The following is a 23,325-nucleotide window of genomic DNA, read 5'->3' as shown; positions in this document are numbered from 1 at the left end:
CACACTCCGGGCGGGGGGGGCTTGCCTGCCGGCTGCATGAGGGTTCGCGCAGCCCGGCCCCCCCGCCACCGCCCCGGGCGCCGCGCCGACACTGCTGATCAGCCCTTTCTCGGCGGACGGCGGAATCCGCCTGGGGGCGCGCACTCTACGTGAGCGCCCTGATGCGCTCGGATCACCACCGCAGGACCACGCATTCCCGACATCGACCTTGCCGAATGGGTGGCCAGGACGCGGTGGATGGGTGATCATGGGAATCTGACCGAGCAACGCTACGAGGAGGCACGGGTGGCCGAGACTCTGAAAAAGGGCAGCCGGGTAACCGGTGCCGCGCGTGAGAAGCTCGCGGCCGATCTCAAGAAGAAGTACGACTCCGGGGCGAGCATTCGCGCTCTCGCGGAGGAGACCGGTCGTTCGTACGGCTTTGTGCACCGGATGCTGAGCGAGTCCGGAGTCATTCTCCGGGGCCGCGGTGGTGCCACGCGTGGCAAGAACAAGGCGACCGCCGGGGCCGGTTCCTGACGGTCCGTCGGCTCATGGCTGAATGGCGCGGCGGCAGGGCGCCGACCGGGGAGACGAGAACCGATCGTCCGCCCTCGGGTCGAGTGGACCGGCCGCCGATCGTCATGTCCGGGGTGTCGTCCGCCCCCGGGCGCCCCCCTTCCGTCGATCTTTCCGGGCCGGCGCCCTGCCGCCGCGCGCCCAGGTTTGTTACTCTCCGGTAGCCAAGCCCCTCGCCACCGGAGGTCCCCGCATGACCGCCCCCGCCACCGACCCGCAGGCCCCGAGCTGGGAGCAGGACGACGTCCGCCTGGAGATCGACGGTGAGCTCGCCGTCGTCACCCTGTGTCAGCCCAAGCGGCGCAACGCCCAGTCGCCCGCCCTGTGGCGCGCCCTCGCCGCCGCCGGCCGCGACCTGCCCGGCGGCGTCCGGGTGGTCCTGCTGCGCGCGGAGGGCGTCTCCTTCTCGGCGGGCCTGGACCGGGCCATGTTCACCCCCGAGGGCATCCCCGGCGAGCCCACCTTCCTCCAGCTCGCCGGCGCCCCCGACCAGGAGCTCGACGACACCATCGCCTCCTACCAGCAGGCCTTCACCTGGTGGCGCCGCCCCGACCTGGTCTCCATCGCCGCCGTCCAGGGCCATGCCGTCGGCGCCGGCTTCCAGCTCGCCCTCGGCTGCGATCTGCGCGTCGTCGCCGACGACGTCCAGTTCGCCATGAAGGAGACCTCGCTCGGCCTCGTCCCCGACCTGGCCGGCACCAAGCCGCTCACCGAACTCGTCGGCTACGCCCGGGCGCTGGAGATCTGCGCCACCGGCCGCTGGGTCGGCGCCGAGGAGGCCGCCGCCATCGGGCTGGCCAACCTGGCCGTTCCCGGTGCGGAACTGGACGCCGCCGCCCGCGACCTCGCCGCCGCCCTGCTGGCCGCGCCGCGCAACGCCGTCATCGAGACCAAGGCCCTGCTCCAGGGCGCCGCCGGCCGCTCCTTCGACGAGCAGCGCTCGGCCGAACGGGCGGCGCAGGCCCGCCGCCTGCGGGACCTCGCCGGGATCGGCGACTAGGACCTGTCCGGCTGCGTCGTGTGAACGGGCCCGGCCCGGGGTGTGCTCCCCGGGCCGGGCCCTCGACGTTCCCGGAAGCGTCCCGGTGGTGTCCCGGCGGCCCTCCCCGGCGGGCGCGGAACGTGGCGAAATGCCAGAGTTATGGGGATTTGCGATATAGCTGGAGCCGTACGACGGGAGATGCGCCCCCATGCCTGACACTCCGACCCCCGCCACCATGCACAAGAACCCCGGCCACGTCGCGGCCGCCGGCTCCGCCGTCCACGCGCCGTCCTCGCCGTCCGCCGCCTCCGCCGCGACCGACGCCGGCAAGCCGACCGGCGAGCGCGGCCGCACGGCGCTGGCCGTCGGCGTGGTCGAGAAGATCGCCGGGATGGCCGCCCGCGAGGTCAACGGCATCCACGCCCTCGGCTCCGGCCTCGCCCGCACCTTCGGCGCGATGCGCGACCGGGTGCCGGGCGGCAAGTCCGGCGTCGGGCGCGGCATCAAGGCCGAGGTCGGCGAGAAGCAGACCGCCATCGACATCGCCCTGGTCGTCGAGTACGGCGTGGTCATCCCCGAACTCGCCCGCCAGGTACGGGAGAACATCATCGACGCGGTCGAGCGGATGACCGGCCTGGAAGTCGTCGAGGTCAACATCGCGGTCAACGACGTCCACCTCCCCGACGAGCCCGACGTCGAGGAGGAGGAAGAGGAGACGGTCGTCGCGGGGCAGCGGCCCAAGCTCAAGTAGCGAGCCCACGAAGCGCCCGGCGGCGGGCGGCAGCGAGGACGAGGAGTAGCGGATGAACCTGGCCATCGTCGGCCTGGTGGTGGGCATGGCCCTCGGCTTCGCCGGGTACTTCGGCGGCTTCGCGGCGTTCCTGCTGGTCGCCGCGCTCGGGCTGGTCGGCTTCGTGGCCGGCCGCCTGCTGGAGGGCGACATCGAGCTGGGCGACCTCGGCGACCTGCTCCGCGGCCGCGACCGGCGCCGTTGATGGCGGCTCCCACCACCAGTGCCCGCCGCGAACCCGCCGCCCGGGGCCGACTCCGGATCGCCGACCGCGTCTACGCCCGCATCGCGGCCCGGGCCGCCCGCGAGGCCCTCGCCGACGCGTGGACCGGCCGCACCGCCAAGGGCGCACCGCCCGCCGTCTCGGTGGCCACGCCCGGCAGCACCGTGACCGTCCGGGTCGCCGTCGCACTGCCCTTCCCCGCCGACCTCGCGGCGCTCGCCCGGGCCGTCCGCGAACGCGTCGCCGCGCAGGTCGCCGGGTTCACCGGGACCAGGGTGTCCGAGGTGGTCGTCGTCGTGGAGCGGCTGGTGACCGGGGGAGTGTCATGAGTGCGGGGGGCGAACCGGTGCCCGGCGAGGAGGCGACGGCGGCCGGGGACGGGCCCCCGCCGGAGAAGGTACGGCGGCCGCGGGCGCCGCGAGCCGTCGTCGCGGCGCTCGTCGCCACCGTGCTGCTGGTGCTCGCGGGCGCGCTGCTGTACGACGTGATCGCCGTCCGCGCCGGGTACCCGACCCGCCGGTGGCGCGCCCGGATCGCCGACGAACTGGCCACCCGTCACCTCGACTACCTGTGGGCGCTGGTGGGTGCCGGCGCCGCCGTCCTCCTCGGCGGGGTGCTGCTCTGGCTGGCCCTCGCCCCCGGTCTCGGCCGCTGGCTCCCGCTGCGCCGGCACGGCGACACCGGCGCCGTCATCGACCGGGCCGGCATCGGGCACCTGCTCGCCGACCGCGCCGCCGGACTCCAGGGCATCGACCAGCTGCGGATCCGGATCAGCCGCCGGCGCGTCCGGGTCACCCTCATCGGGGCGGCGGACCCGGTGTCGGTCCAGCGCCAACTGCGCGACGAGCTGGCACGGGTGACGCTGGCCCGGCCGCTGCGCCTGGACGTGCGGGCGGCGCCCGGGGCGGGGCCCGGGGTGGGGGCGGCGGGATGAGGCGGACGGCCGTCAACCGGGTGCTGCTGGGCGTGGTCGGGGCGGTGCTGCTGGCCGCCGGCGTGCTGGTGCTGGCCGGCGGGCTCGACCTGTACCGGCGGCTCGGCGCCGACCCGCCGGGCTGGTGGCCGCTCACCTCCCCGGACCAGCCGGTGCTCAGTGCCCGCTCGCGCACCCGCTGGGCGGATTCGGCCTGGTGGTGGCCCACCGTCATCGGCGGGCTGGCCGTGGTGGTCGCGGGCACCGCCTGGTGGCTGGTGGCGCAGCTGCGGCGCAGCGGCCCGGCCGGCCTCGTCGTGCCGACGCCCGGCGCCACCGGACTCCGGCTGCGGGTCCGCACCCGGGCGCTGGAAGAGGCGCTGGAGACCGGGACGGCCACGCTCCCCGAAGTCGAGCGCGCGGGCGTACGCCTGGTGCGCGCACCCGGGCACCCGCGGCTGCGGGGCGCCGTCCGGCTCACCCCCGGCGGCGATCCGGCGGCCCTGGTGGAGCACTTCGACACCGGCCCGCGAACCGACGCCCGGACCAGCCTGGGTCTCCCGGAACTCCCCGCCGACCTGCGGATCCGGATCCTCCAGGCCGCCCGGCCCGAGTCGCGACGGCGCCGCGGGCGGCGCAGACCCCCGCGGGTGGAGTGAACCGGGGGCGGGTGGAGCCGGGCGCCCGCCCCCGTGGTCAGTACACCTAGAGGGGCCGCAGGGCGCCGCCGTCGACGGGGATCATCACACCGGTCAGGTAGGAGGCGGCGGGGGAGAGCAGGAAGGCCGCGACCTTGCCGAACTCCTCCGGGGTGCCGTAGCGGCCGAGCGGGATGGTCGCGGCGGCCTGGGCGCGGGCGGCGTCCGGGTCGCCGCCCAGGGAGTCCAGCTCGCGCACCCGGTCGGTGTCGATCCGGGCCGGGAGCAGCCCCACCACCCGGATGCCGCGCGGGCCGAGCTCGTCGGCGAGGGACTTGGCGGCCATCGCCAGCCCCGGGCGCAGGCCGTTGGAGATGCCCAGGCCGGGGATCGGCTGGCGCACCGAGCCGGAGAGCACGAAGCCGATCACGCCGCCCTCGCCGAGGGCTGCGGCGGCGGCGCGGGCGAGCCGCAGCGCGCCGAGGAAGACCGACTCGAACGCGTCGCGCCAGGCCTCCTCGGGGGCGGTGGCCACCGGGCCGGCCTGGGGGCCGCCGACGCTGATCAGCACGCCGTCGAGCCGGCCGAAGTGCCCGGTCGCCTCGGCGATCAGCCGTTCGGCGGTCGCCGGGTCGGCGTTGTCGGCGGCCAGGCCGTGGGCCGTCCCGGCGCCGCCGATGGCGTCCAGCTCGGCGACGGCGGCGGCCACGGACTCCTTGCCGCGCCCGCTGACCAGCACCCGTGCTCCGTCGGCGGCCAGCTCCCGGGCGGCGGCGAAGCCGAGGCCCCGGGTGGCGCCGGTGGCCACGTACACCTTGTCCTTCAGTCCAAGATCCATGGGGCCCATCCTGCCGGGTGGCGGGCGCGAGGGGGAGGGCCGGGGGCTGGGGCGGGGTGACGTGGCGCCGGGGGGGGGTGGAGGGCGGGCGGTGTACGGGCTGGCGTTGACGTCCGGGTCAAGGTCTACCGTCGGTCCCGGCGGCGTGCGGAGGCGGGCCGGGAGAGCGGGTGCGGGGATGCGGATCGGGGAGCTGGCGGAGCGGGCGGGGACGACCACCCGAGCGCTGCGGTACTACGAGCAGCTCGGCCTGCTGCCGGCCCGCCGGGCGGGCAACGGCTACCGGGCGTACGACGAGGAGGACCTGCGGCTGCTGCGGCAGATCCGGACGCTGCAGGACTTCGGGTTCGGCCTGGAGGAGACCCGCCCGTTCGTGGAGTGCCTCCAGGCGGGCCACCCCGAGGGCGACTCCTGCCCGGCCTCGCTGGAGGTGTACCGGCGCAAGCTCGCCGAACTGGACGAGTGCATCGCCCGGCTGCAGGACGTCCGGGCCCAGGTGGCCGGGCAGTTCGACCGGGCGGTACGGGCCCGGGACGGGCTGGCGGCCGAGCCCTCCGGACAGCCGCCGCGCTGTGAACTGGCGAACGAATGGGCGAAGGAGTAGACGATGGTGCAGATCCCAGGGGTGCCCGCGGTGACGGACGACACGTTCGCCGCGGAGGTGCTGGCGGCCGAAGGGCCGGTGCTGGTGGACTTCACGGCGGACTGGTGCCCGCCGTGCCGGATGATGGCGCCGGTGCTGGCGGACGTCGCCCGTGAGGAGGCGCACCGGCTGCGGGTGGTCAGCGTGGACGTGGACCGCAATCCGCGCACCCAGGCGGCGTACGGGGTGCTGTCGATGCCGACGCTGATGGTGTTCCGCGGCGGCGAGCCGGTGCGTTCGGTGGTCGGCGCCCGGGCCAAGGCGCGGCTGCTGCGCGAGCTGGAGGACGTGCTGTAGGCGGTTCTCCGGGGCGTTCCCTCGGGCAGGGGCCTCGGGCCGGGGCCTCAGGCCGCCGGTACGGCCTCGACCGGCACCTCGGCCTCGGCGGCCTGCTTGGCCCGGTCCTTGGCCTCGCGGCGGGCCAGCACCCCGACCCCGACCGGGATCATCGCGGTGAACAGCCACCACTGGATCGCGTACGCCATGTGCGGGCCGATGTCGGAGTGGTTGGGCTCGGGGATCAGCTCGGGCTGGTCGGCGGGGGCCGGGGTGGTGGCGGTGAGCTCCAGGTAGCCGCCGAGCACGGTGGTGACGCCGGTCTCCTTGGCCTGCTGCTCGGTGTTGATCAGGTTGAACTGCCGGTCGGGCAGGCCGGCGCGGTCCTTGATGCCGCTGCTGCCCGTGGTCTCGTCGGCGCGCATCCGACCGGTGAGGGAGACCTCGCCGGTCGGGGCGGCCGGGACGGTCGGGTAGGCGGTGGCGCCGCCGTCGCCGGCCACCCAGCCGCGGTTGACCAGGATGCTGCCCCTGCCGTCGGAGAGCTTGAGCGGGGTGATGACGAAGTAGCCGATCGTGTCCCCGCTGGAGTCGGTCCGCTTGCGGACGACGAACTCGTGCGCCGTGTCGTACTGCCCGGTGGCCGTCACCGGGTGCCAGATGAGGTCCTTGGGCACCGCGAAGCCGGGGGCCGACGACACCGTGTCGAACGGCACGGGGGCGACGGTGAGGGCCTTGCCGATCAGGTCGTTCCGGGCCACCCGCGACTCGTGGCGGTGCAGCTGCCAGAAGCCCAGCTCGATCGTCGCGGGGATCAGCAGCAGCGCGATCAGCATGGTGATCAGCCACTGGCGGGTCAGCAGAAAACGGTACACATGGGCACGGTACGCCGACTTCACATCCGGCTCACGCACCGGGGTGCGGGGCGACCTCGCGGAGCAGTTGGAGGAAGGCGTCCTCGCCGACCACCGGCGTGCCGACCTCGCGGGCCCGGCGGGCCTTGCCGCTCCAGCTGCCCGGCTCGTTGGTGACCAGCAGGCTGGTGAGCCGGCTCACCGAGGTGGCGATGTGCAGGCCGGCCTCGGCGGCGCGGTCCTCCAGCAGCTCCCGGTCGGTGGCGGTGTCGCCGGTGAAGGCCACCCGCATGCCCTGCACCAGCGGCTTGCCGTCCTCCCAGCGTCCCGGGTTGGGGTACGGGCAGGGCGGGCGCTTCTTGGCCTGGCGGTAGGCGGCGCCGGTCCAGGAGGCGCAGCCGGGGGTGGCGGGCTCGTCCTCGCCGAGGTCGGTGACGGCCACGCAGGCCTGCACCGGCAGCGGGACGCCGCCCTGGCGGGCCAGGTGCAGGCTGGGGCGGAACGCCTCGGCGAGCACCCGGGCGTCGTCCAGGGCGTTGTGGGCGTGCTGCTGGCGGACGCCGAAGTGGGCGGCGAGCGAGGACAGCTTGCCGTTGGGCAGCGGCAGCCGCAGGTCGCGGGAGAGCACCATGGTGCAGATCCGCTGCTCGACCGGGGCGCGCAGGCCGGCCCGGGAGAACTCGCGCGAGATCATGTTCCAGTCGAAGAGCGCGTTGTGGGCGACCAGGACCCGGCCGTTCAGCCGGTCGGCGAATTCGTCGGCGATCTGTGGGAAGGTCGGGGCGCCCGAGAGCAGCTCCGACGTGAGGCCGTGGATCCAGACCGGGCCCGGGTCCCGCTGGGGGTTGACCAGGGTGTACCAGTGGTCGGTGACCTCGCCGTCCGGGTCCAGCTGGTAGACGCCCGCCGAGATGACGCGGTCCGAGCGGCCGAGGCCGGTGGTCTCGACGTCGACCACCGCGAAGCCCTCGGCGGGGGCGGCGGTGCGCTGGGCGGGGACCTGGACGGTCCGCGGCGCGCCGTACGTCTCGGGCTGGATCGGGTGCATGGTCCAACAGGATAAGCGCCGTCGGGCCCGCGTCCGGTCGAAATGTTCCGGCCGAGCGACCGGAATAGAGTATTCCGCATAGGCGTCGCCTAGCCGGTCGACGCCGTCAACCGGCTGCCGACACCCCCCGACGGCCGACTCCGTAAGGACGAACTCCCATGCGCGCCACCGTGATCCACGGCCCCAATGACATCCGGATCGAAGAGGTCCCGGACCCGGTGATCCAGCACCCGACGGACGTCGTGGTGCGGGTGGTGAACGCCTGCATCTGCGGCAGCGACCTGTGGGCGTACCGCGGGGTGGCCCAGCGGGTGGCCGGGCAGCGGATCGGGCACGAGTTCCTGGGCGTGGTCGAGGAGGCGGGCGCCGAGGTGCGCGGCTTCGCGCCCGGCGACCTGGTGGTGGCGCCGTTCGTCTGGTCGGACGGCAGCTGCGACTTCTGCCGGGAGGGCCTGCAGACCTCCTGCCCGCACGGCGGGTTCTGGGGCGAGGTCGGCTCCGACGGCGGCCAGGGCGAGGCGGTGCGGGTGCCGTTCGCGGACGGCACGCTGGTGAAGCTGCCGAAGGAGGCCGCGGGCGACGAGAAGCTGCTGCCGGGACTGCTGGCGCTGTCCGACGTGATGGCCACCGGGCACCACGCCGCCGTGTCGGCCCGGGTGCGCCCGGGCGTGACGGTCGCCGTGGTCGGCGACGGCGCGGTGGGCCTGTGCGGCGTGCTGGCGGCGCACCGGCTGGGCGCGGACCGCATCATCGCGCTGGGCCGGCACACCGCCCGCACCGACCTGGCCCGGCGCTTCGGCGCGACCGACGTGGTGGCCGAGCGCGGCGAGGCCGCGATCGAGGCGGTGAAGGAGCTGACCGGCGGCCAGGGTGCGCACGCGGTCCTGGAGGCGGTCGGGACCGAGGAGTCGATGCGTACGGCCGTCTCGATCGCCCGGGACGGCGGCGCGGTGGGCTACGTCGGCGTTCCGCACGGCGGCAGTGCGGGCGTCGACATCGGTCAGATGTTCGGCCGAAACGTTTCGCTCAACGGCGGCGTCGCCCCGGCCCGCGCCTACATCCCCGACCTGCTGCCGGACGTCCTCTCCGGGGCCATCGAGCCGGGTCTGGTGTTCGACCGGACGGTGGGCCTGGACGGTGTCCCGGACGGGTACCGGGCGATGGACGACCGCTCGGCGCTGAAGGTCCGGATCACTTTCTGACGATGCGTCAGAAGGGGCGGCACTGCTGGACGGTGCCGCCCCTTCGGCATGTGGCGGCGGTGTTGTGAAGTGGCGCGAGTGGTGGTTTTCGGCCAATTGGATAGCGCGAGAGGGTGAACGGCTGGCTGATCGCGGTCAACCCCTTTCGGGGCGGGCGCGACGCTCCTAGCATTGCGCGGCGCGCACACGGATTGTGACGCCCCTCACGTCCGATCGTTCCCCGTGTGCGACCGCTACGCCGAAGGAGTGAGGAGAGACAGAGTGGATTCGCCGCCGATCACCACTACCCCTACGGAAGTCCAACTCATCGATGAGAGCGAGGAGTTCCGTACCCTGAGGCGCTCGTTCCGGAGCTTCGCCTTCCCGGTCACCATCGGCTTCGTGCTCTGGTACCTGCTCTACGTGCTGCTCTCCTGCTATGCGCCCGGCCTGATGGGCGCCAAGGTCGTCGGGCACATCAACGTGGCCCTGGTGCTGGGGCTGCTGCAGTTCGTCACCACCTTCGCCATCGCCGCCTGGTACGCCCGCTACGCCGACCGGCGGATCGACCCGACCGCCGCCGCGATCCGCGAGGCCCACGGCGCCGTCGTCCACGCTCCCCGGGAGTCCGCCGAATGACCCTGCTCGCCAGCTCCGCCACGGAGCACCGCGGCATCACGATGACCCTCTTCGGGTTGTTCGTGCTGGCCACCCTCGCGATCACCGTCTGGGCCGGGCGGCAGACCAAGGACGCGGCCGACTTCTACGCCGGCGGCCGCGGCTTCACCGGATTCCAGAACGGCCTGGCCATCTCCGGCGACTACATGTCCGCCGCGTCCTTCCTCGGCATCGCCGGCGCCATCGCGCTCTCCGGCTACGACGGCTTCCTCTACTCGATCGGCTTCCTGGTCGCCTGGCTGGTCGCGCTGCTGCTGATCGCCGAACCGCTGCGCAACTCCGGCCGCTTCACCATGGCGGACGTCCTCGCGTTCCGGATGCGCCAGCGCCCGGTGCGCACCGCGGCGGGCGTCTCCACCATCGTGGTGTCGATCTTCTACCTGCTCGCCCAGATGGTCGGCGCCGGGACGCTGGTCGCCCTGCTGCTCGGGGTCAACGGGGACGCCGCCAAGCGCTGGACCATCGTCGCGGTCGGCGCGCTGATGGTCGTCTACGTGGTGATAGGGGGCATGAAGGGCACCACCTGGGTGCAGATCGTCAAGGCCGTGCTGCTGATCGCCGGCGCCGCGCTGATGACCGTCCTGGTGCTCGCCAAGTACCACTTCAACCCCTCGGAACTGCTCGGCGCCGCCGCCAGCGCGAGCGGCAAGGGCGCGGCCTTCCTCGAACCGGGACTGAAGTACGGGGCCAGCGACACCAGCAAACTCGACTTCATCAGCCTCGGGATCGCGCTGGTGCTCGGCACCGCCGGCCTGCCGCACATCCTGGTCCGCTTCTACACCGTGCCCACCGCCAAGGCGGCCCGGAAGTCGGTGCTCTGGGCGATCGGCATCATCGGCGTCTTCTACCTGATGACCCTGGCGCTCGGCTTCGGCGCGGCGGCGCTGGTCGGCCCCAAGGCGATCAAGGCGGCCAACGCCTCCGGCAACACGGCGGCCCCGCAGCTGGCCGAGGTGCTCGGCGGAGGCTCCGGCACCACCGGCGGCGCGATCCTGCTCGCGGTGATCTCCGCCGTCGCCTTCGCCACCATCCTGGCCGTGGTCGCCGGACTCACCCTGGCGTCCTCCGCCTCCTTCGCGCACGACCTGTACGCCAACGTGATCCGGCGCGGCAAGGCCACCGAGAAGCAGGAGGTGCTCTCGGCGAAGTGGGCCGCCGTCGCGATCGGCGCGGTGGCCATCGTGCTCAGCCTCTTCGCGGGCAAGCTCAACACCGCCGCCCTGGTCGCCCTGGCCTTCGCGGTGGCCGCCTCGGCGAACCTGCCGACCCTGCTCTACTCGCTGTTCTGGAAGCGCTTCACCACCTCCGGCGCGGTCAGCTCGGTCTACGCCGGCCTGATCAGCTCGGTGGTGCTGGTGGTCTTCTCCCCGGTGGTCTCCGGCGCGAAGACCTCGCTGTTCCCGGACACCGACTTCCACTGGTTCCCGCTGGAGAACCCGGGCCTGGTCTCCATCCCGATCGGCTTCCTGGCCGGGTGGATCGCCACCCTGCTGTCCAAGGACCGACCCGACCCGGCGAAGTACGCTGAACTGGAGGTTCGGGCGCTGACCGGGCTGGGCGCCCACTGACCGGGCGCCCACCGACCGACCGGCGATGACTATGCTGGCCCGGCCCGCCGTGACGGTGGCCGGGCCGGCCGCATTCTCGGGAAGGGACGCACGTGCTGCTCGACACCTTCGGACGCCAGGCCGTCGACCTGCGGGTATCCCTCACCGACCGGTGCAACCTCCGCTGCACCTACTGCATGCCGGAAGAGGGCCTGCGCTGGCTGGCCAAGCCCGAGCTGCTGACCGACGAGGAGATCGTCCGGCTGGTCACCCTCGCGGTGCGCGACCTGGGCGTCCGGGAGGTCCGCTTCACCGGCGGCGAGCCGCTGCTGCGCCCCGGCCTGGTCGCCATCGTCGCCGCCTGCTCGGAGCTGGAGCCGCGCCCCGAGCTGTCCCTCACCACCAACGGCATCGGGCTGGCCCGTACCGCGACGGCGCTGCGCGAGGCCGGGCTCGACCGGGTCAACGTCTCGCTGGACACCCTCGACCCCGAGGTGTTCCACACCCTCACCCGCCGCCACCGCCACCAGGACGTGCTGGCCGGGCTGGCCGCCGCCGAGGCCGCCGGGCTGACGCCGGTCAAGCTGAACGCGGTGCTGATGCGCGGGGTCAACGACCACGAGGCGCCCGACCTGCTGGCCTGGTGCCTGGAGCACGGCTACGAGCTGCGCTTCATCGAGCAGATGCCGCTGGACGCCCAGCACGGCTGGGACCGCTCCGCGATGGTCACCGCCGAGGAGATCCTCGACCTGCTCGGCGCGCGGTTCGCGCTCACCCCGGAGCCGTCCGCCCGCCGGGGCGCGGCGCCCGCCGAACGCTGGCTGGTGGACGGCGGCCCGGCCCAGGTGGGCGTGATCGCCTCCGTCACCCGCCCGTTCTGCCGGGCCTGCGACCGGACCAGGCTGACCGCCGACGGGCAGGTGCGCAACTGCCTGTTCGCGACCGGGGAGACGGACCTGCGCACCGCCCTGCGCTCGGGCGCGGACGACGCCGAGCTGGGCGCGCTGTGGCGGGCGGCGATGTGGGGCAAGAAGGCCGGGGCCGGGATCGACGACCCGGAGTTCCACCAGCCCGAGCGACCGATGTCGGCGATCGGCGGCTAGCGGGCCTCGGACGGCGTGGGAGGTCGGAGCGCCCCGGGCGGTCAGGGTGTCTCGGGCGGTCAGGGCGTCTCGGACGACTCGGACGGGTCCGGGGTCCAGTCGGCGAAGGCGACGACCTCCTTGAGGAAGCCGCGCACGCCGAGGAACTGGGACAGGTGCTCACGGTGCTCGTCGCAGGCGAGCCAGGTCTTGCGGCGGTCCGGGGTGTGCAGCTTGGGGTTGTTCCACACCAGCACCCAACGGGCGTCCGCCCGGCAGCCCTTGGCGGAGCAGATCGGCGTCTGCGGGGTGTCCATCGGGTCGTCCTCAGCGCTAGGCGGGTGGTCTGCACCGCCAGTGTTTCACGTGCTCCGCGCGGCCCGGAGGGAGCCCGCCCGGATCCGGGCATGGCGACGCCGGGCAGCCACGGGGGGAGCCGCCCGGCGTCGGTCCGTCGCTCCGACGGGGGATGCGGAGCGCGTACGCAGTATGTCACGCCAGGGGCCTCGGATGGGGAGGTCTTGCATGATTAATCTGAGCTTCTTCTGAGCTTTCTTCGAGCCGGATTCTCTCGAAACGTCGCGAAACGGACGGTCAGTTCTGGCCCTGTGAAGGATCGGTGGCAGCGGTCTTTGCCCCTCCTGTACCGGGGGCCCCAGCTGCCCCACCCCTCCCACCCGTCCCACCGGGGCCGAGCATCAACGGGGTGTCCAGCGGGATGTCGAAGGTGCTCGGCAGTCCCGGCGCCCGCTCCCGGCCCGCGTTGGCGATCAGGACGGCGAAGTACGGCAGCAGCACGGCGCCGGCCAGCGCCGCGAACGCCAGCCACCGCTGGACGTCCCACAGCACCACGGCGAGCAGCACGCAGACCGTCCGGAGCAGCATCGAGACCACGTAGCGGCGCTGCCGCCCGCGGACGTCCTCGGTGAGGCTGCTCCGCGCTCCCGTGATCCGGTGGACCTGCTGTCCACCGTCGGCGCTCTTGCCCATGTCCTACCGCCCTCGTCCACGCTCCCGCGCGACTCGCCGCGCGGCCTCCTCACGGTACGCCTGGGCAGCGGGGACGACGAGACCGGGTGGGGCGGACCCACCCGGTCGGGTGTGCGAAGGGACTGTCCGGCCGATCGGGACGGCCGATCGGGACGGGCAATCGGAACGGCGGGGCGAGGGGCCTCACGACCGCCGGGAGAGGAACTGCGGCGGGACGGCGTCGGTGAGCCAGACGCCGTTGTCGCTGATCCGGAACTCGTGGCCGGCCGCCGCCATCGCGGCCGCGTTCACGGTGAGCACCACCGGGCGGCCGTGCCGGGCGCCGACCCGGACCGCGGTCTCGGTGTCCGCGGACAGGTGGACGTCCTGCCTGGCCATCGGGCGCAGGCCCTCCCGGAAGATCGACGCCAGGTGGCGGTCGGCGGTGCCGTGGTAGAGCACCGGGGGCGGCACGGTGGCGGCCAGGCCGAGGTCGACCGCCACCGTGTGGCCCTGGTTGGCGCGGATCGAGAGACCGTCCGCGGAGTAGCCGAAGCGGCGCTTGTTGTTGGCCGCCACCACGTGGTCCAGATCGGCCCTGGTCAGCCGGTTGCCCTTCGCCGCGAGGGCGGTGAGGAGCACGTCGATCCGGATCCAGCCGGACTCGTCCAGCGTGACGCCCACCCGCTCCGGTTCGTGCCGCAGGATGCGCGACAGCATCTTGCTCGTCTTGACCAGCCGCTTCTCGTCCATCATGTCTCTCGTATCCCCCCGTTGGTCAGTGGCTATGAGGCCTGGCTGACCGAACTCATGTTGAAGTCCGCGACACGCACGGGTGGCATCGCGGTGCGGGTGAAGTAGTCGCTCCACTCGCGGGGCAGGCAGCGCTCGGTGCGGCCCGCCTCGGTGATCCGGTCCAGCAGGTCCACCGGGGACTCGTTGAACCGGAAGTTGTTGACCGCGCCGACGACTTCGCCGTTCTCGACCAGGTAGACGCCGTCCCGGGTCAGACCGGTGAGCAGCAGCGTCGCCGGGTCCACCTCGCGGATGTACCAGAGGCAGGTGAGCAGCAGGCCGCGCTCGGTGCGGGCGATCATCTCGTCCAGGGTCGGCGCGCTGTCCTGGTCGGCCGTCTCCAGCACCAGGTTGTCGCCGAACGGGCGCAGCGGCAGGCCGGTGAGGCCGGCGGAGTGGCGGCTGGTGACCAGGTCGGTCAGCACGCCCTCGCGGATCCACTCGGTGGCGTCGATCGGCAGGCCGTTGTCGAAGACCGAGATGTCCCCGCCGGTCGAGTGCGCGAGGACGAACGGCTCCGACTCCAGGCCGGGTTCGGCCGGGTCCGTGCGCAGCGTGAGCGGCAGCCCGGCGAGCTTGTCGCCGATCCGGGTGCCGCCGCCGGGCTTGGAGAAGACGGTGCGGCCCTCGTGGGCGTCGCGGCCGACGGCGGACCAGGCGAGGCAGAGCATCAGGTCGGCGACGGCCGAGGGCGGCAGCAGCGTCTCGTACCGGCCGGCCGGCAGGTCCACCTTGCGGGCGCTCCAGCCGAGGCGCTTGGTCAGCTCGGTGTGCAGGGCGGTGACGTCCACGTCGGAGAAGTCCCGGGTGGCGGCGCCGGCCCACGCGGAGCCGGACAGGTCGGCGGTCTTGGCGTTGATCTCGACCATGCCGGTCGGCTGGTCGTGGCGCAGTCGCAGGCCGGTGGAGGTGCCCAGGTAGCTGCTGACCACCTCGTGCCGGGCGAAGCCGTACAACAGTTCGCCCTGTGCGGCGGCCCGGGCGAAGGCCTCGCCGAGGGCCGGGCCGAAGGCGTCGAACACCGCGATCGAGGTCTCGGCGGGCGGCCGGGTGAAGTCCGGGGAGGACGGCCGGTCGGCCACCAGCGGCTGGGCGTCCTCGGCCGGGCCGGCCGCGCGGGCGGCCTCCTCGGCGGCGCGGACCAGGCCCTCCACCTCGTCCGGGGTGACGGCCTCGCGGGAGACCACGCCGGAGGCGGTGCCCTCGGCCCCGGCCACGGTGGCGATCACGGTGAGGCGGCGGCCGCGGGTGACGCCGTTGGTGGTCAGCGAGTTGCCGGCCCAGCGTAGGTTGGCGGTGGACTCCTCGTCGGCGATCACCACGCAGCCGTCGGCGCGGGCGAGGCCGAGTGCCAGCTCGACCAGTTCGTGGGGCTGCATCGCGGTCATCAGTGACCCGCCTCCTGCTGGGTGTTGAGCACGTTGACGTTGCGGAACAGCGCCGACGGGCAGCCGTGGCTGACCGCCGCGATCTGGCCGGGCTGCGCCTTGCCGCAGTTGAAGGCGCCGCCGAGGACGTAGGTCTGCGGGCCGCCGACCGCCGTCATCGAGCCCCAGAAGTCGGTGGTGGTCGCCTGGTAGGCGAAGTCCTTGACCTGGCCGGCGAGTTCGCCGTTCTTGATGGCGTAGGCGCGCTGGCCGGTGAACTGGAAGTTGTAGCGCTGCATGTCGATCGACCAGGAGCGGTCGCCGACGATGTACAGGCCGTTCTCCACCCCGGCGAACAGGCCCTCGGTGTCCGGGCCGTCGGCGGCGGGCTGGAGCGAGACGTTGGCCATCCGCTGCACCGGCACGTGGGCCGGGGAGTCCGCGAAGGCGCAGCCGTTGGAGCGCTCGAAGCCCTTCAGCTTGGCCATGCCGCGGTCGAGTTGGTACCCGACCAGGGTGCCGTCCTTGACCAGGTCCCAGGACTGGGTGGCGACGCCCTCGTCGTCGTAGCCGATCGTGGACAGGCCGTGCTCGGCGGTGCGGTCGCCGGTGACGTGCATCAGTTCGGAGCCGTACCTGAGCGAGCCGAGCCGGTCGAAGGTGGCGAAGGAGGTGCCGGCGTAGGCGGCCTCGTAGCCGAGGGCGCGGTCCAGCTCGGTGGCGTGGCCGATCGACTCGTGGATGGTCAGCCAGAGGTTGGACGGGTCGATGACCAGGTCGTAGCGGCCGGCCCGGACGCTCGGCGCCTTCATCTTCTCGGCGAGCAGGGTGGGCAGTTCGGCGAGTTCGGCGTCCCAGTCCCAGCCCGTCGCGGGCAGGCCCCGGCTGTCGGGGGACGGCCCCCGGACCCCCGTGAGGTACTCGAAGCCGCGCCCGACCGGCGGGGCCAGCGTGCGCATCGAGTCGAAGGCCCCGGTGCGCTCGTCCACCGAGGTGGCCTCCAGCGTGGGGTGCAGCCGGATCCGCTGCTGGGTGGTGACGGTGCCCGCGGTGTCCGCGTAGAACTTGTTCTCCTGGACGGTCAGCAGGCTCGCCTGGACGTGCGAGACGCCCTCGGCGGCCAGCAGCCGCGAACTCCACTCGGCGAGCAGTGCGGTCTTCTCCGCGTCCGGCACCTCGAAGGGGTTCACCTCGTAGGAGGAGACCCAGGTGGCGTCCCGGTACACCGGCTCGTCGGCCAGCTCGACCCGTTCGGCGGAGCCGGCGGCCCGGCTGATCCCGCCGGACAGGCGGGCCACCGCGACGGCCTGCTCGGCGACCCGCGCCGCCGCGTCGGCGGTGAGGTCCACCCCGGCGGCGAAGCCCCAGGCGCCGTCCAGCAGCACCCGGACGGCGAAGCCGAGTTGCACGCTGTCGGAGGTGCCGGCCGGGCGGGCGTCGCGCAGCCGCCAGGAGGCGCTGCGGACCCGTTCCAGGCGGAAGTCGGCGTGGGCGGCGCCGAGTTCGCTGGCCCGGGTGAGGGCGGCGTCGGCGAGGGTGCGCAGCGGGAAGGCGAGGAACAGCGGGTCGACGGCGCGCCCGTGCGGGGCGCCGACGCTGTCGGCCGGAGGGATCGGAGGCAATCGTGCTCCCTGGTCGCGGAGGGTGGCGGTGCGGCGCCACACAGGGGCGCCCGCACCGCATCATGGCCGGTCCAGGGGGTTTCGGCCAGCGCATTTCGGCCGGTGCGCCGCCGTGGTGGCCGGTCGGTCAGCCGACGATCTCCCACCAGCCGTCCAGCTCCGGCGGGTTGTCCACGTCGACCCGCTCGCCGGGGCGCGGCACGGCCAGCGGGACGGCCTGCGCCTTGGCCTCGGCCAGCAGCCGCTCGATCGGCTCGGCCCACGGGTGCAGGCCCAGGTTGAAGGTGCACCAGTGCACCGGCACCAGCAGGCCCGCCTGGAGGTCGCGGTGGGCGCGCACGGCGTCCTCGGGGGTCATGTGGATGTCGGCCCAGGCGGCGTCGTAGGCGCCGATCTGCACCAGCGCGGCGTCGAAGGGGCCGTGCCGGTCGCCGATCCGGGCGTAGCCCTCGAAGTAGCCGGAGTCACCGGTGTAGAAGACCTTGCGGTCGGGGCCGGCGATCACCCAGGAGCCCCACAGGGTGGTGTTGCGGGTCAGGCCGCGGCCGGAGAAGTGGTGCGCCGAGGTGAGGGTGAGCACCAGGTCGCCGAGGGTGCAGGTCTCGTCCCAGTCCAGCTCGATGATGCGGTGCTCCGGGACGCCCCAGCGGCGCAGGTGGCCGCCGATGCCCAGCGGCACCGCGAACGGCGCGGACTGGCTGCGCACCAGGCGCTTGACCGTCGCCATGTCCAGGTGGTCGTAGTGGTCGTGCGAGATCAGCACGGCGTCGACCTGCGGCAGCTCCTCCAGTTCCACCGGCACGGGGTGCAGCCGCTTGGGGCCGACGTGCGCGGCGGGGGAGCAGCGCTCGCTCCAGATCGGGTCGAGCAGCACCCGGGAGCCCTCGATCTCCACCAGCGCGGAGGCGTGCCCGTACCAGGTGATCGCCACGCCCTCGGCGGCCGGGCCGGGGCCGCCGGCGGGGCGGACGGTCGGCACGGGGTGGGCGGGGACGCGGCCCTCGCGCTCGAACAGCATCCGGCGGATGGTGCCGCGGTCGATGTCCGGGGCGGTGGTGGCCCGGGCCAGGGTGGAGGGGGCGTTGTGGAAGACGCCGTCGCGGTACTGCGGCGAGTCGCGCACCCGCTCCTCGTGCTCGCCGTCCGGCCGCCGGCCGAACGCCGCCGGCAGGTCGCGCAGCGACCAGGCGGCCGCTCCCAGGCCGGCCGCGAGGGCGGTCAGGGCCAGCAGCCGTCCGTTCCGGTGGGTGCTCCTGGGCCGTGCCTTGGTCATGCGCCCTGCCTTCGTTCCTCGCGGGACCCTTCGGGGGATCGGTACGGCCGGTCCCGGGTCGGCCCACACCACGGGGGCAACGGGTGCGCGGGGCCGTGTTGTTCCCGTACGGCGGCGCCGGCTGGGCTCCGGCCGTGGTTCGGTCAGGGCGGCTGAGCAGGTGCGGGGCGCTGCGGGTACGGATTGTCGGATTGCGACAGTTCCTCCGGTGCGGCGCTGTGGGAGCCCGATGCGCCGACACCGCCGACCGCCCGATAGCGTCACACTGCGTACGCGTTCCGACGTACGTCCGCACACACGGAGAGAGGTGGATCGTTGAGCCGCTCGGTTCTCGTCACCGGAGGAAACCGGGGCATCGGCCTCGCGATCGCCCAGGCCTTCGCCGAGGCGGGTGACAAGGTCGCCATCACCAGCCGCTCGGGCGAGGTGCCGGAGGCCCTGCAGAAGTACGACGTCCTCGCGGTGCGCTGCGACATCACGGACGCCGCGCAGGTCGACGCCGCCTTCACCGAGATCGAGGAGAAGCACGGCGCGGTCCAGGTGCTGGTCGCCAACGCGGGCATCACCAACGACACCCTGCTGCTGCGCATGTCCGAGGAGGACTTCACCTCCGTCCTGGACACCAACCTGACCGGGGCCTTCCGGGTGGTCAAGCGCGCCTCGAAGCTGATGATGCGCGCCCGCACGGGCCGCGTCGTGCTGATCTCGTCCGTGGTGGGCCTGTCCGGCTCGCCGGGCCAGTCGAACTACGCCGCGTCCAAGGCGGGCCTGGTCGGCTTCGCCCGGTCGCTGGCGCGCGAGCTGGGCCCGCGCAACATCACCGTCAACGTGGTCGCCCCCGGCTTCGTCGACACCGACATGACCGCTGTGCTCAGCGACGAGCGCCGCGCGGACATCGTCTCGGGCGTGCCGCTGGGCCGCTACGCGTCGCCCGCCGAGGTCGCGTCCACCGTGCGGTTCCTCGGTTCGGACGAGGCCGCGTACATCACCGGAGCCGTCATTCCCGTGGACGGCGGATTGGGCATGGGTCACTGAGCATGACTGGAATCCTTGAGGGCAAGCGCATCCTGATCACGGGTGTGCTGATGGAGTCCTCCATCGCCTTCCACGCCGCCAAGCTCGCCCAGGAGCAGGGTGCGGAGATCATCCTCACCGCGTTCCCGCGTCCGAGCCTGACCGAGCGGATCGCCAAGAAGCTGCCGAAGCCGGTCACCGTGCTGCCGCTGGACGTCTCCAGCGAGGAGGAGCTGGCGGGCATCGCCGACACGGTCCGCGAGCACCTGCCGACCCTGGACGGCATCGTCCACTCGATCGGCTTCGCCCCGCAGGACGCCCTGGGCGGCAACTTCCTGGACACCCCGTGGGAGTCCGTGGCCACCGCGATGAACGTCTCGGCCTTCTCGCTGAAGTCGCTGACCATGGCGCTGCTGCCGCTGATGCAGGACGGCGGCTCGGTCGTCGGCCTCACCTTCGACGCGCAGTTCGCCTGGCCGCAGTACGACTGGATGGGCCCGGCCAAGGCCGCCCTGGAGTCGACCAACCGCTACCTGGCGCGCTACCTGGGCGAGCGGGACATCCGCTGCAACCTGATCTCGGCCGGCCCGCTCGGCTCGATGGCCGCCAAGTCCATCCCGGGCTTCGGCGACCTCGCGGACACCTGGAACCACCGCTCCCCGCTGAAGTGGGACCTGACCGACCCGGAGCCGGCCGGCCGCGGCATCGTCGCGCTGCTGTCGGACTGGTTCCCGAAGACCACCGGCGAGATCATCCACGTCGACGGCGGTCTGCACGCCATCGGCGCCTGACCGCTCCGCCGCACACCGCTGCCCGGCACCCCTCGTGGGGGTGCCGGGCAGCGGCGTTCCGGCGTTCCGGGACGCTTCGGGGCGCCTCAGGCGTCGGCGGGGGTGCACGCGCCGATGGCGCGGCCGGCCTCGACGGAGGCGCGCTGGGCGTCGCCGGCCCGGATGGCGTCGAGGATGGTGGCGTGGCCGATGTAGCGCTCGGCGATCAGCTCGGGGCCGACGTCGTGCCGCAGGTGGGCGCGGGTGACCTCGCCGAGGTCGGCGTAGACGGCGGCCAGCACGTCGTTGTGGGCGGCGGCGACGACGGCCTGGTGGAACGCGGCGTCGGCCTGGATGAAGTCCTCGGCGTCGCCGGAGTGCCAGGCGCTCTCGCGGCGGCCCAGTGCGGCGTCCAGCAGGCCGAGGTCGCGGTCGGTGCGGCGGGCCGCGGCGAGGCCGGCCGCGGAGGTCTCCAGGGCGGCCCGCAGCTCGGCGACCTGCGCCTGGTCGGCGTCGGCGAAGCGGCGGTGCATGACCCCGGCCAGCTCGCTGGTGGCGAGCACGTAGGTGCCGGAGCCCTGGCGGATGTCGAGCAGCCCGTTGTGGGCGAGGGCGCGGACGGCCTCGCGGACGGTGTTGCGGGCGACGCCGAGCTGTTCGACGAGTGCGGCCTCGGTGGGGATGCGTGAGCCGACGGGCCACTCTCCGGAGGTGATCTGGGCGCGCAGCTGCGCGATCACCTGGTCGGACAGCGGGGTGCGCCTCGGCGAGGACAGCGCCACGGGTACTCCTTGCGGCTACGGTTCGATGGACGGGGCCGGCGGGTGGGAGGGCCGGCGTCCGGTGGGGGTGCGGGTCGGCACATCATGCCAATTCGAAGGTGCGCCAATTCATCCCATCATTCTATGATGGTGCCCATGCCTCCCGCAGCAGACACCACCGCCTCCCCACGAACCGAGGCCCGGCCGCAGACCGAGCGGCCCTCCACGCCCTCCTCCGGCAAGCACCTGGTCTGGCTGTTCGCCATCGCGATCGCCGCCGCCGCCTTCAACCTGCGCCCCGTGGTCACCAGCCTCGGACCGCTGCTCGACCAGGTCCGCGCCGACCTCGGGATGAACCCGACGCTCGCCGGGCTGCTCACCGCCGTCCCGTCGCTCTGCTTCGGCCTGTTCGGCTTCGCCGCGCCCTCGATGGCCCGGCGGATCGGCCCGATCGCCGTGATCACCGCCGGCATGGGCGCGATCACCCTGGGCGTGCTCTCCCGCTCCTTCGCCGGCGGCACCGCGGTGTTCCTGCTGCTGACCGCGCTCGCGCTGGCCGGCGTGGCGGTCTCCAACGTGCTGATCCCGGTGGTGATCAAGCGCTACTTCCCGGACAAGGTCGGTCCGATGATCGGCCTGTACTCGATGGCGCTGTCGGCCGGCACCGCGCTGGCCGCCGCCGTCACCGTGCCGATGACCAGCGCGCTCGGCGGCGACTGGCGCTACGGCCTGGGCGTCTGGGCCGGTCTCGCCGCGCTGGCCCTGCTGCTCTGGCTCCCGGTGCTGCTGACCAAGCGCGAGCGCGGCGAGCGGGCGGGCGGGGCGGCCGCCGTCCGGCTGCCGATCACCCGCAGCCGGACGGCCTGGGCGATGGCCTGCTTCTTCGGCCTCCAGGCCACCGGCGCCTACGTGGTGATGGGCTGGATGCCGAAGATCTTCCAGGACGCCGGAGTCGACAAGGGCACCTCCGGGGTGCTGCTCGCGGTGACCATGGTGATCGGCGTGCCGGTCTCCTTCGTGCTGCCCAACCTGGCCGCCCGCCGCGGCGACCAGCGGCTGTTCGTCGTCGTGCTGGCCGCCTGCGGCATCGCCGGGTACGCCGGGCTGGCGCTGGCCCCGGCCGGCGCGTCGTGGCTCTGGGCGGTCCTGGTGGGCCTGTCCAACTGCGCCTTCCCGCTGGTGCTGACGATGATCGGGCTGCGCGCCCGCACCGCCGGCGGGGTCGCCCAGCTCTCCGCCTTCGCCCAGGGCGTCGGCTACCTGATCTCCATCCCCGGCCCGATCCTGATCGGCCGGATCTACCAGATGACCGGTGAGTGGTACGGCCCGCTGGGCTTCCTGGCACTGCTGCTGGTGCCGCAGATGCTGTTCGGCCTGCGGGCCGCGATGGCCCGGCACATCGAGGACGAGGCGGTCCACCCCGTGGCGCAGGTCAAGGCCTGACCAAGGGCCGGCCAACCCCGAGGGGTCGGTGACCGACGGGCGTGTTCGGGGTGGAAGAATCCCGGACATGCCCGTTCTCGATCCCAACCCGACCGACGGCCGCAAGCAGCTCGGCCAGATCGCCCTGGCGATCGCCGGCATCGTGGTGCTGGTGGCGATCATCGCCTCCGTCGCCGCCGCCATAGGCTGATCCGGTCCATCCCCCCCCCGCGCACAACCGCCGCTCATCGGCCACCCCCCGTTTATCGGAAGGGCCGGACGAACGGCGGATGATGACACCCGCCACCCCTGCGAGTGGCGGCATCCGGGAGCATCGCGCCCCGGAGCGGCTTTTCTGCCAAGCTTGCTGGGTATGAGCGCCGACACGTCCCGCAGGATCATCGTTCTCCGCCATGCCAAGGCCGACTGGCCCAACGGCGTGGACGACCACGAGCGGCCGCTGGCCGACCGGGGCCGTCACCAGGCCCCGGACGCCGGCCGCTGGCTGGTCGACTCCGGCATCAACCCCGAGTACGTGCTCTGCTCCACCGCGCTGCGCACCCGCGAGACGTGGAAGCTGGCGGCGCACGAGCTGCCGAAGCGGGCCCGCAAGACCGTGTACGAGGACCGGATCTACGAGGCCAGCCCCGGCGAGATCATCGCCGTCCTCCAGGAGACCCCGGAGGAGTACGCGGACGTGGTGCTGGTCGGGCACAACCCCGGCGTGCTGGGCCTGACCCAGGTGCTGGCCGGGGACGCGGGCGACCGGGACGCGCTGGAGCGGCTGCGGCTCGGCGGCTTCCCGACGGCGGCGATCGCGGTGCTCAGCTTCAGCGGCTCGTGGAAGGGCGTCGAGCCGGGCGCGGCCGCGCTGGTCTCGTACTACACGCCGCAGGACTGACCCGGTACGGAGCTCCGGGTTCCGTACGGGCTCCGTTGCTCCGGGCTCCGTTGCTCCGGGCTCCGGGCTTCGATGACGACGAGGGGCGGGGGGGGGGCGGCCCGGCCGCCCCCCCCAGGCCGCGCCGGCGCCGGAAGCCTCGACAGAGGACCACAGCCCCCGCCCCCGCCTCGCCCACCC

28 protein-coding genes are annotated in these 23,325 nt (G+C 73.5%); 18 read left to right on the top strand and 10 right to left on the bottom strand.

Annotated features, from left to right (window positions below):
• Positions 1-285: 285 nt before the first annotated feature.
• The 7 genes from ACFV61_RS08410 to ACFV61_RS08380 all read left to right on the top strand — a co-directional run bounded on the left by ACFV61_RS08410 (position 286) and on the right by ACFV61_RS08380 (position 4,125).
• Complete coding sequence (locus ACFV61_RS08410; protein WP_030059940.1) at positions 286-519, top strand: helix-turn-helix domain-containing protein; 234 nt, start codon at positions 286-288, stop codon at positions 517-519.
• Positions 520-751: 232 nt separating this feature from the next.
• Complete coding sequence (locus ACFV61_RS08405) at positions 752-1,558, top strand: enoyl-CoA hydratase/isomerase family protein (RefSeq protein WP_380490719.1); 807 nt, start codon at positions 752-754, stop codon at positions 1,556-1,558.
• 190 nt (positions 1,559-1,748) lie between these two features.
• Complete coding sequence (locus tag ACFV61_RS08400) at positions 1,749-2,291, top strand: Asp23/Gls24 family envelope stress response protein (RefSeq protein WP_244293477.1); 543 nt, start codon at positions 1,749-1,751, stop codon at positions 2,289-2,291.
• 52 nt (positions 2,292-2,343) lie between these two features.
• Entirely contained in the window at positions 2,344-2,535 is a 192-nt protein-coding gene (locus tag ACFV61_RS08395) for a hypothetical protein (RefSeq protein WP_063349611.1), read from the top strand.
• Positions 2,535-2,882 carry an Asp23/Gls24 family envelope stress response protein gene (locus ACFV61_RS08390; protein WP_363369085.1) on the top strand — a complete coding sequence of 116 codons (348 nt, stop codon included), beginning with the start codon at positions 2,535-2,537 and terminating at the stop codon, positions 2,880-2,882. Before ACFV61_RS08395 ends, ACFV61_RS08390 begins: the two co-directional genes overlap by 1 nt.
• Positions 2,879-3,487: a DUF6286 domain-containing protein gene (locus ACFV61_RS08385; RefSeq protein ID WP_380490717.1), complete on the top strand. Its 609-nt coding sequence runs from the start codon at positions 2,879-2,881 to the stop codon at positions 3,485-3,487. The genes ACFV61_RS08390 and ACFV61_RS08385 overlap by 4 nt, the downstream gene beginning before the upstream one ends.
• The gene (locus ACFV61_RS08380; RefSeq protein ID WP_363369088.1) at positions 3,484-4,125 is read left to right on the top strand and encodes an alkaline shock response membrane anchor protein AmaP; all 642 of its coding nucleotides are present in this window, start codon (positions 3,484-3,486) and stop codon (positions 4,123-4,125) included. Before ACFV61_RS08385 ends, ACFV61_RS08380 begins: the two co-directional genes overlap by 4 nt.
• 46 nt (positions 4,126-4,171) lie before the next feature.
• Here the strand turns inward: ACFV61_RS08380 and ACFV61_RS08375 are convergent, their stop codons facing one another.
• Positions 4,172-4,942, bottom strand: a complete 771-nt coding sequence (locus tag ACFV61_RS08375) for an SDR family oxidoreductase (protein ID WP_063349615.1) — start codon at positions 4,940-4,942, stop codon at positions 4,172-4,174.
• A gap of 178 nt (positions 4,943-5,120) precedes the next feature.
• Here ACFV61_RS08375 and ACFV61_RS08370 point away from each other — a divergent pair, with 178 nt between their 5' ends.
• The gene (locus ACFV61_RS08370) at positions 5,121-5,546 is read left to right on the top strand and encodes a MerR family transcriptional regulator (RefSeq protein ID WP_063349616.1); all 426 of its coding nucleotides are present in this window, start codon (positions 5,121-5,123) and stop codon (positions 5,544-5,546) included.
• A gap of 3 nt (positions 5,547-5,549) precedes the next feature.
• A complete protein-coding gene (gene trxA / locus ACFV61_RS08365; protein WP_063349617.1) occupies positions 5,550-5,882 on the top strand; it encodes a thioredoxin in 333 nt (110 codons plus the stop codon).
• 47 nt (positions 5,883-5,929) lie between these two features.
• On the opposite strand, the gene ACFV61_RS08360 is transcribed toward trxA, so the two are convergent.
• Positions 5,930-6,736: an SURF1 family protein gene (locus tag ACFV61_RS08360; RefSeq protein ID WP_063349618.1), complete on the bottom strand. Its 807-nt coding sequence runs from the start codon at positions 6,734-6,736 to the stop codon at positions 5,930-5,932.
• 31 nt (positions 6,737-6,767) lie between these two features.
• Positions 6,768-7,763 carry a DEDDh family exonuclease gene (locus ACFV61_RS08355; protein WP_380490715.1) on the bottom strand — a complete coding sequence of 332 codons (996 nt, stop codon included), beginning with the start codon at positions 7,761-7,763 and terminating at the stop codon, positions 6,768-6,770.
• Between the two features lie 158 nt (positions 7,764-7,921).
• Between ACFV61_RS08355 and ACFV61_RS08350 the strand changes: the two genes are divergently transcribed.
• From ACFV61_RS08350 to moaA, 4 genes are all read left to right on the top strand, one after another.
• Complete coding sequence (locus ACFV61_RS08350; protein ID WP_063349619.1) at positions 7,922-8,965, top strand: zinc-dependent alcohol dehydrogenase family protein; 1,044 nt, start codon at positions 7,922-7,924, stop codon at positions 8,963-8,965.
• Between the two features lie 261 nt (positions 8,966-9,226).
• Positions 9,227-9,583, top strand: coding sequence for a DUF485 domain-containing protein (locus ACFV61_RS08345; RefSeq protein WP_063349620.1), 357 nt, complete (start codon positions 9,227-9,229; stop codon positions 9,581-9,583).
• Complete coding sequence (locus ACFV61_RS08340) at positions 9,580-11,190, top strand: cation acetate symporter (protein WP_380490714.1); 1,611 nt, start codon at positions 9,580-9,582, stop codon at positions 11,188-11,190. Before ACFV61_RS08345 ends, ACFV61_RS08340 begins: the two co-directional genes overlap by 4 nt.
• A gap of 92 nt (positions 11,191-11,282) precedes the next feature.
• On the top strand, positions 11,283-12,272 hold the full coding sequence (gene moaA / locus ACFV61_RS08335; protein WP_380376483.1) for a GTP 3',8-cyclase MoaA: 990 nt from the start codon (positions 11,283-11,285) through the stop codon (positions 12,270-12,272).
• Between the two features lie 59 nt (positions 12,273-12,331).
• Here the strand turns inward: moaA and ACFV61_RS08330 are convergent, their stop codons facing one another.
• The 6 genes from ACFV61_RS08330 to ACFV61_RS08305 all read right to left on the bottom strand — a co-directional run bounded on the left by ACFV61_RS08330 (position 12,332) and on the right by ACFV61_RS08305 (position 18,277).
• Entirely contained in the window at positions 12,332-12,568 is a 237-nt protein-coding gene (locus tag ACFV61_RS08330; RefSeq protein ID WP_380376486.1) for a hypothetical protein, read from the bottom strand.
• A 277-nt stretch (positions 12,569-12,845) separates the two neighbouring features.
• Complete coding sequence (locus ACFV61_RS08325; RefSeq protein WP_380482678.1) at positions 12,846-13,241, bottom strand: DUF3099 domain-containing protein; 396 nt, start codon at positions 13,239-13,241, stop codon at positions 12,846-12,848.
• Between the two features lie 183 nt (positions 13,242-13,424).
• Entirely contained in the window at positions 13,425-13,973 is a 549-nt protein-coding gene (locus tag ACFV61_RS08320) for an RNA 2'-phosphotransferase (protein WP_380482741.1), read from the bottom strand.
• A gap of 32 nt (positions 13,974-14,005) precedes the next feature.
• On the bottom strand, positions 14,006-15,403 hold the full coding sequence (locus tag ACFV61_RS08315) for a metallopeptidase TldD-related protein (RefSeq protein WP_380490711.1): 1,398 nt from the start codon (positions 15,401-15,403) through the stop codon (positions 14,006-14,008).
• Positions 15,403-17,004 carry a TldD/PmbA family protein gene (locus tag ACFV61_RS08310; protein WP_380490709.1) on the bottom strand — a complete coding sequence of 534 codons (1,602 nt, stop codon included), beginning with the start codon at positions 17,002-17,004 and terminating at the stop codon, positions 15,403-15,405. The genes ACFV61_RS08315 and ACFV61_RS08310 overlap by 1 nt, the downstream gene beginning before the upstream one ends.
• Positions 17,005-17,131: 127 nt before the next feature.
• Positions 17,132-18,277, bottom strand: coding sequence for an MBL fold metallo-hydrolase (locus tag ACFV61_RS08305; RefSeq protein ID WP_063349626.1), 1,146 nt, complete (start codon positions 18,275-18,277; stop codon positions 17,132-17,134).
• A gap of 315 nt (positions 18,278-18,592) precedes the next feature.
• Here ACFV61_RS08305 and fabG point away from each other — a divergent pair, with 315 nt between their 5' ends.
• Positions 18,593-19,312 carry a 3-oxoacyl-[acyl-carrier-protein] reductase gene (gene fabG / locus ACFV61_RS08300; protein WP_380490707.1) on the top strand — a complete coding sequence of 240 codons (720 nt, stop codon included), beginning with the start codon at positions 18,593-18,595 and terminating at the stop codon, positions 19,310-19,312.
• A 2-nt stretch (positions 19,313-19,314) separates the two neighbouring features.
• Positions 19,315-20,082: an enoyl-ACP reductase FabI gene (fabI, locus tag ACFV61_RS08295; RefSeq protein ID WP_063349628.1), complete on the top strand. Its 768-nt coding sequence runs from the start codon at positions 19,315-19,317 to the stop codon at positions 20,080-20,082.
• An 86-nt stretch (positions 20,083-20,168) separates the two neighbouring features.
• On the opposite strand, the gene ACFV61_RS08290 is transcribed toward fabI, so the two are convergent.
• Positions 20,169-20,843, bottom strand: a complete 675-nt coding sequence (locus ACFV61_RS08290; protein WP_350887659.1) for a FadR/GntR family transcriptional regulator — start codon at positions 20,841-20,843, stop codon at positions 20,169-20,171.
• Between the two features lie 135 nt (positions 20,844-20,978).
• Here ACFV61_RS08290 and ACFV61_RS08285 point away from each other — a divergent pair, with 135 nt between their 5' ends.
• From ACFV61_RS08285 to ACFV61_RS08275, 3 genes are all read left to right on the top strand, one after another.
• Positions 20,979-22,265 (top strand): CynX/NimT family MFS transporter, encoded by a 1,287-nt coding sequence (locus ACFV61_RS08285; protein WP_380490705.1) that lies wholly within the window; start codon positions 20,979-20,981, stop codon positions 22,263-22,265.
• Between the two features lie 67 nt (positions 22,266-22,332).
• The gene (locus tag ACFV61_RS08280; protein ID WP_279634939.1) at positions 22,333-22,455 is read left to right on the top strand and encodes an SGM_5486 family transporter-associated protein; all 123 of its coding nucleotides are present in this window, start codon (positions 22,333-22,335) and stop codon (positions 22,453-22,455) included.
• 162 nt (positions 22,456-22,617) lie between these two features.
• Positions 22,618-23,145 (top strand): histidine phosphatase family protein, encoded by a 528-nt coding sequence (locus ACFV61_RS08275; protein WP_063349631.1) that lies wholly within the window; start codon positions 22,618-22,620, stop codon positions 23,143-23,145.
• Positions 23,146-23,325 lie beyond the last annotated feature (180 nt).

Source organism: Kitasatospora sp. NPDC059817 (genome assembly GCF_042731835.1).
Lineage (GTDB): Bacteria > Actinomycetota > Actinomycetes > Streptomycetales > Streptomycetaceae > Kitasatospora.
Note: the sequence above shows the minus strand (reverse complement) of the source record. Positions and strands in the feature narration are given on the sequence as shown.

Excerpts from the sequence above, each read along its gene's own strand:
- ACFV61_RS08405 (WP_380490719.1), top strand. The coding sequence starts at position 752 with ATGACCGCCCCCGCCACCGACCCGCAGGCCCCGAGCTGGGAGCAGGAC.
- ACFV61_RS08400 (WP_244293477.1), top strand. The coding sequence starts at position 1,749 with ATGCCTGACACTCCGACCCCCGCCACCATGCACAAGAACCCCGGCCAC.
- ACFV61_RS08395 (WP_063349611.1), top strand. The coding sequence starts at position 2,344 with ATGAACCTGGCCATCGTCGGCCTGGTGGTGGGCATGGCCCTCGGCTTC.
- ACFV61_RS08390 (WP_363369085.1), top strand. The coding sequence starts at position 2,535 with ATGGCGGCTCCCACCACCAGTGCCCGCCGCGAACCCGCCGCCCGGGGC.
- ACFV61_RS08385 (WP_380490717.1), top strand. The coding sequence starts at position 2,879 with ATGAGTGCGGGGGGCGAACCGGTGCCCGGCGAGGAGGCGACGGCGGCC.
- ACFV61_RS08380 (WP_363369088.1), top strand. The coding sequence starts at position 3,484 with ATGAGGCGGACGGCCGTCAACCGGGTGCTGCTGGGCGTGGTCGGGGCG.
- ACFV61_RS08375 (WP_063349615.1), bottom strand. The coding sequence starts at position 4,942 with ATGGATCTTGGACTGAAGGACAAGGTGTACGTGGCCACCGGCGCCACC.
- ACFV61_RS08370 (WP_063349616.1), top strand. The coding sequence starts at position 5,121 with ATGCGGATCGGGGAGCTGGCGGAGCGGGCGGGGACGACCACCCGAGCG.
- trxA (WP_063349617.1), top strand. The coding sequence starts at position 5,550 with ATGGTGCAGATCCCAGGGGTGCCCGCGGTGACGGACGACACGTTCGCC.
- ACFV61_RS08355 (WP_380490715.1), bottom strand. The coding sequence starts at position 7,763 with ATGCACCCGATCCAGCCCGAGACGTACGGCGCGCCGCGGACCGTCCAG.
- ACFV61_RS08350 (WP_063349619.1), top strand. The coding sequence starts at position 7,922 with ATGCGCGCCACCGTGATCCACGGCCCCAATGACATCCGGATCGAAGAG.
- ACFV61_RS08340 (WP_380490714.1), top strand. The coding sequence starts at position 9,580 with ATGACCCTGCTCGCCAGCTCCGCCACGGAGCACCGCGGCATCACGATG.
- ACFV61_RS08330 (WP_380376486.1), bottom strand. The coding sequence starts at position 12,568 with ATGGACACCCCGCAGACGCCGATCTGCTCCGCCAAGGGCTGCCGGGCG.
- ACFV61_RS08325 (WP_380482678.1), bottom strand. The coding sequence starts at position 13,241 with ATGGGCAAGAGCGCCGACGGTGGACAGCAGGTCCACCGGATCACGGGA.
- ACFV61_RS08320 (WP_380482741.1), bottom strand. The coding sequence starts at position 13,973 with ATGGACGAGAAGCGGCTGGTCAAGACGAGCAAGATGCTGTCGCGCATC.
- ACFV61_RS08315 (WP_380490711.1), bottom strand. The coding sequence starts at position 15,403 with ATGACCGCGATGCAGCCCCACGAACTGGTCGAGCTGGCACTCGGCCTC.
- ACFV61_RS08305 (WP_063349626.1), bottom strand. The coding sequence starts at position 18,277 with ATGACCAAGGCACGGCCCAGGAGCACCCACCGGAACGGACGGCTGCTG.
- fabI (WP_063349628.1), top strand. The coding sequence starts at position 19,315 with ATGACTGGAATCCTTGAGGGCAAGCGCATCCTGATCACGGGTGTGCTG.
- ACFV61_RS08285 (WP_380490705.1), top strand. The coding sequence starts at position 20,979 with ATGCCTCCCGCAGCAGACACCACCGCCTCCCCACGAACCGAGGCCCGG.
- ACFV61_RS08280 (WP_279634939.1), top strand. The coding sequence starts at position 22,333 with ATGCCCGTTCTCGATCCCAACCCGACCGACGGCCGCAAGCAGCTCGGC.
- ACFV61_RS08275 (WP_063349631.1), top strand. The coding sequence starts at position 22,618 with ATGAGCGCCGACACGTCCCGCAGGATCATCGTTCTCCGCCATGCCAAG.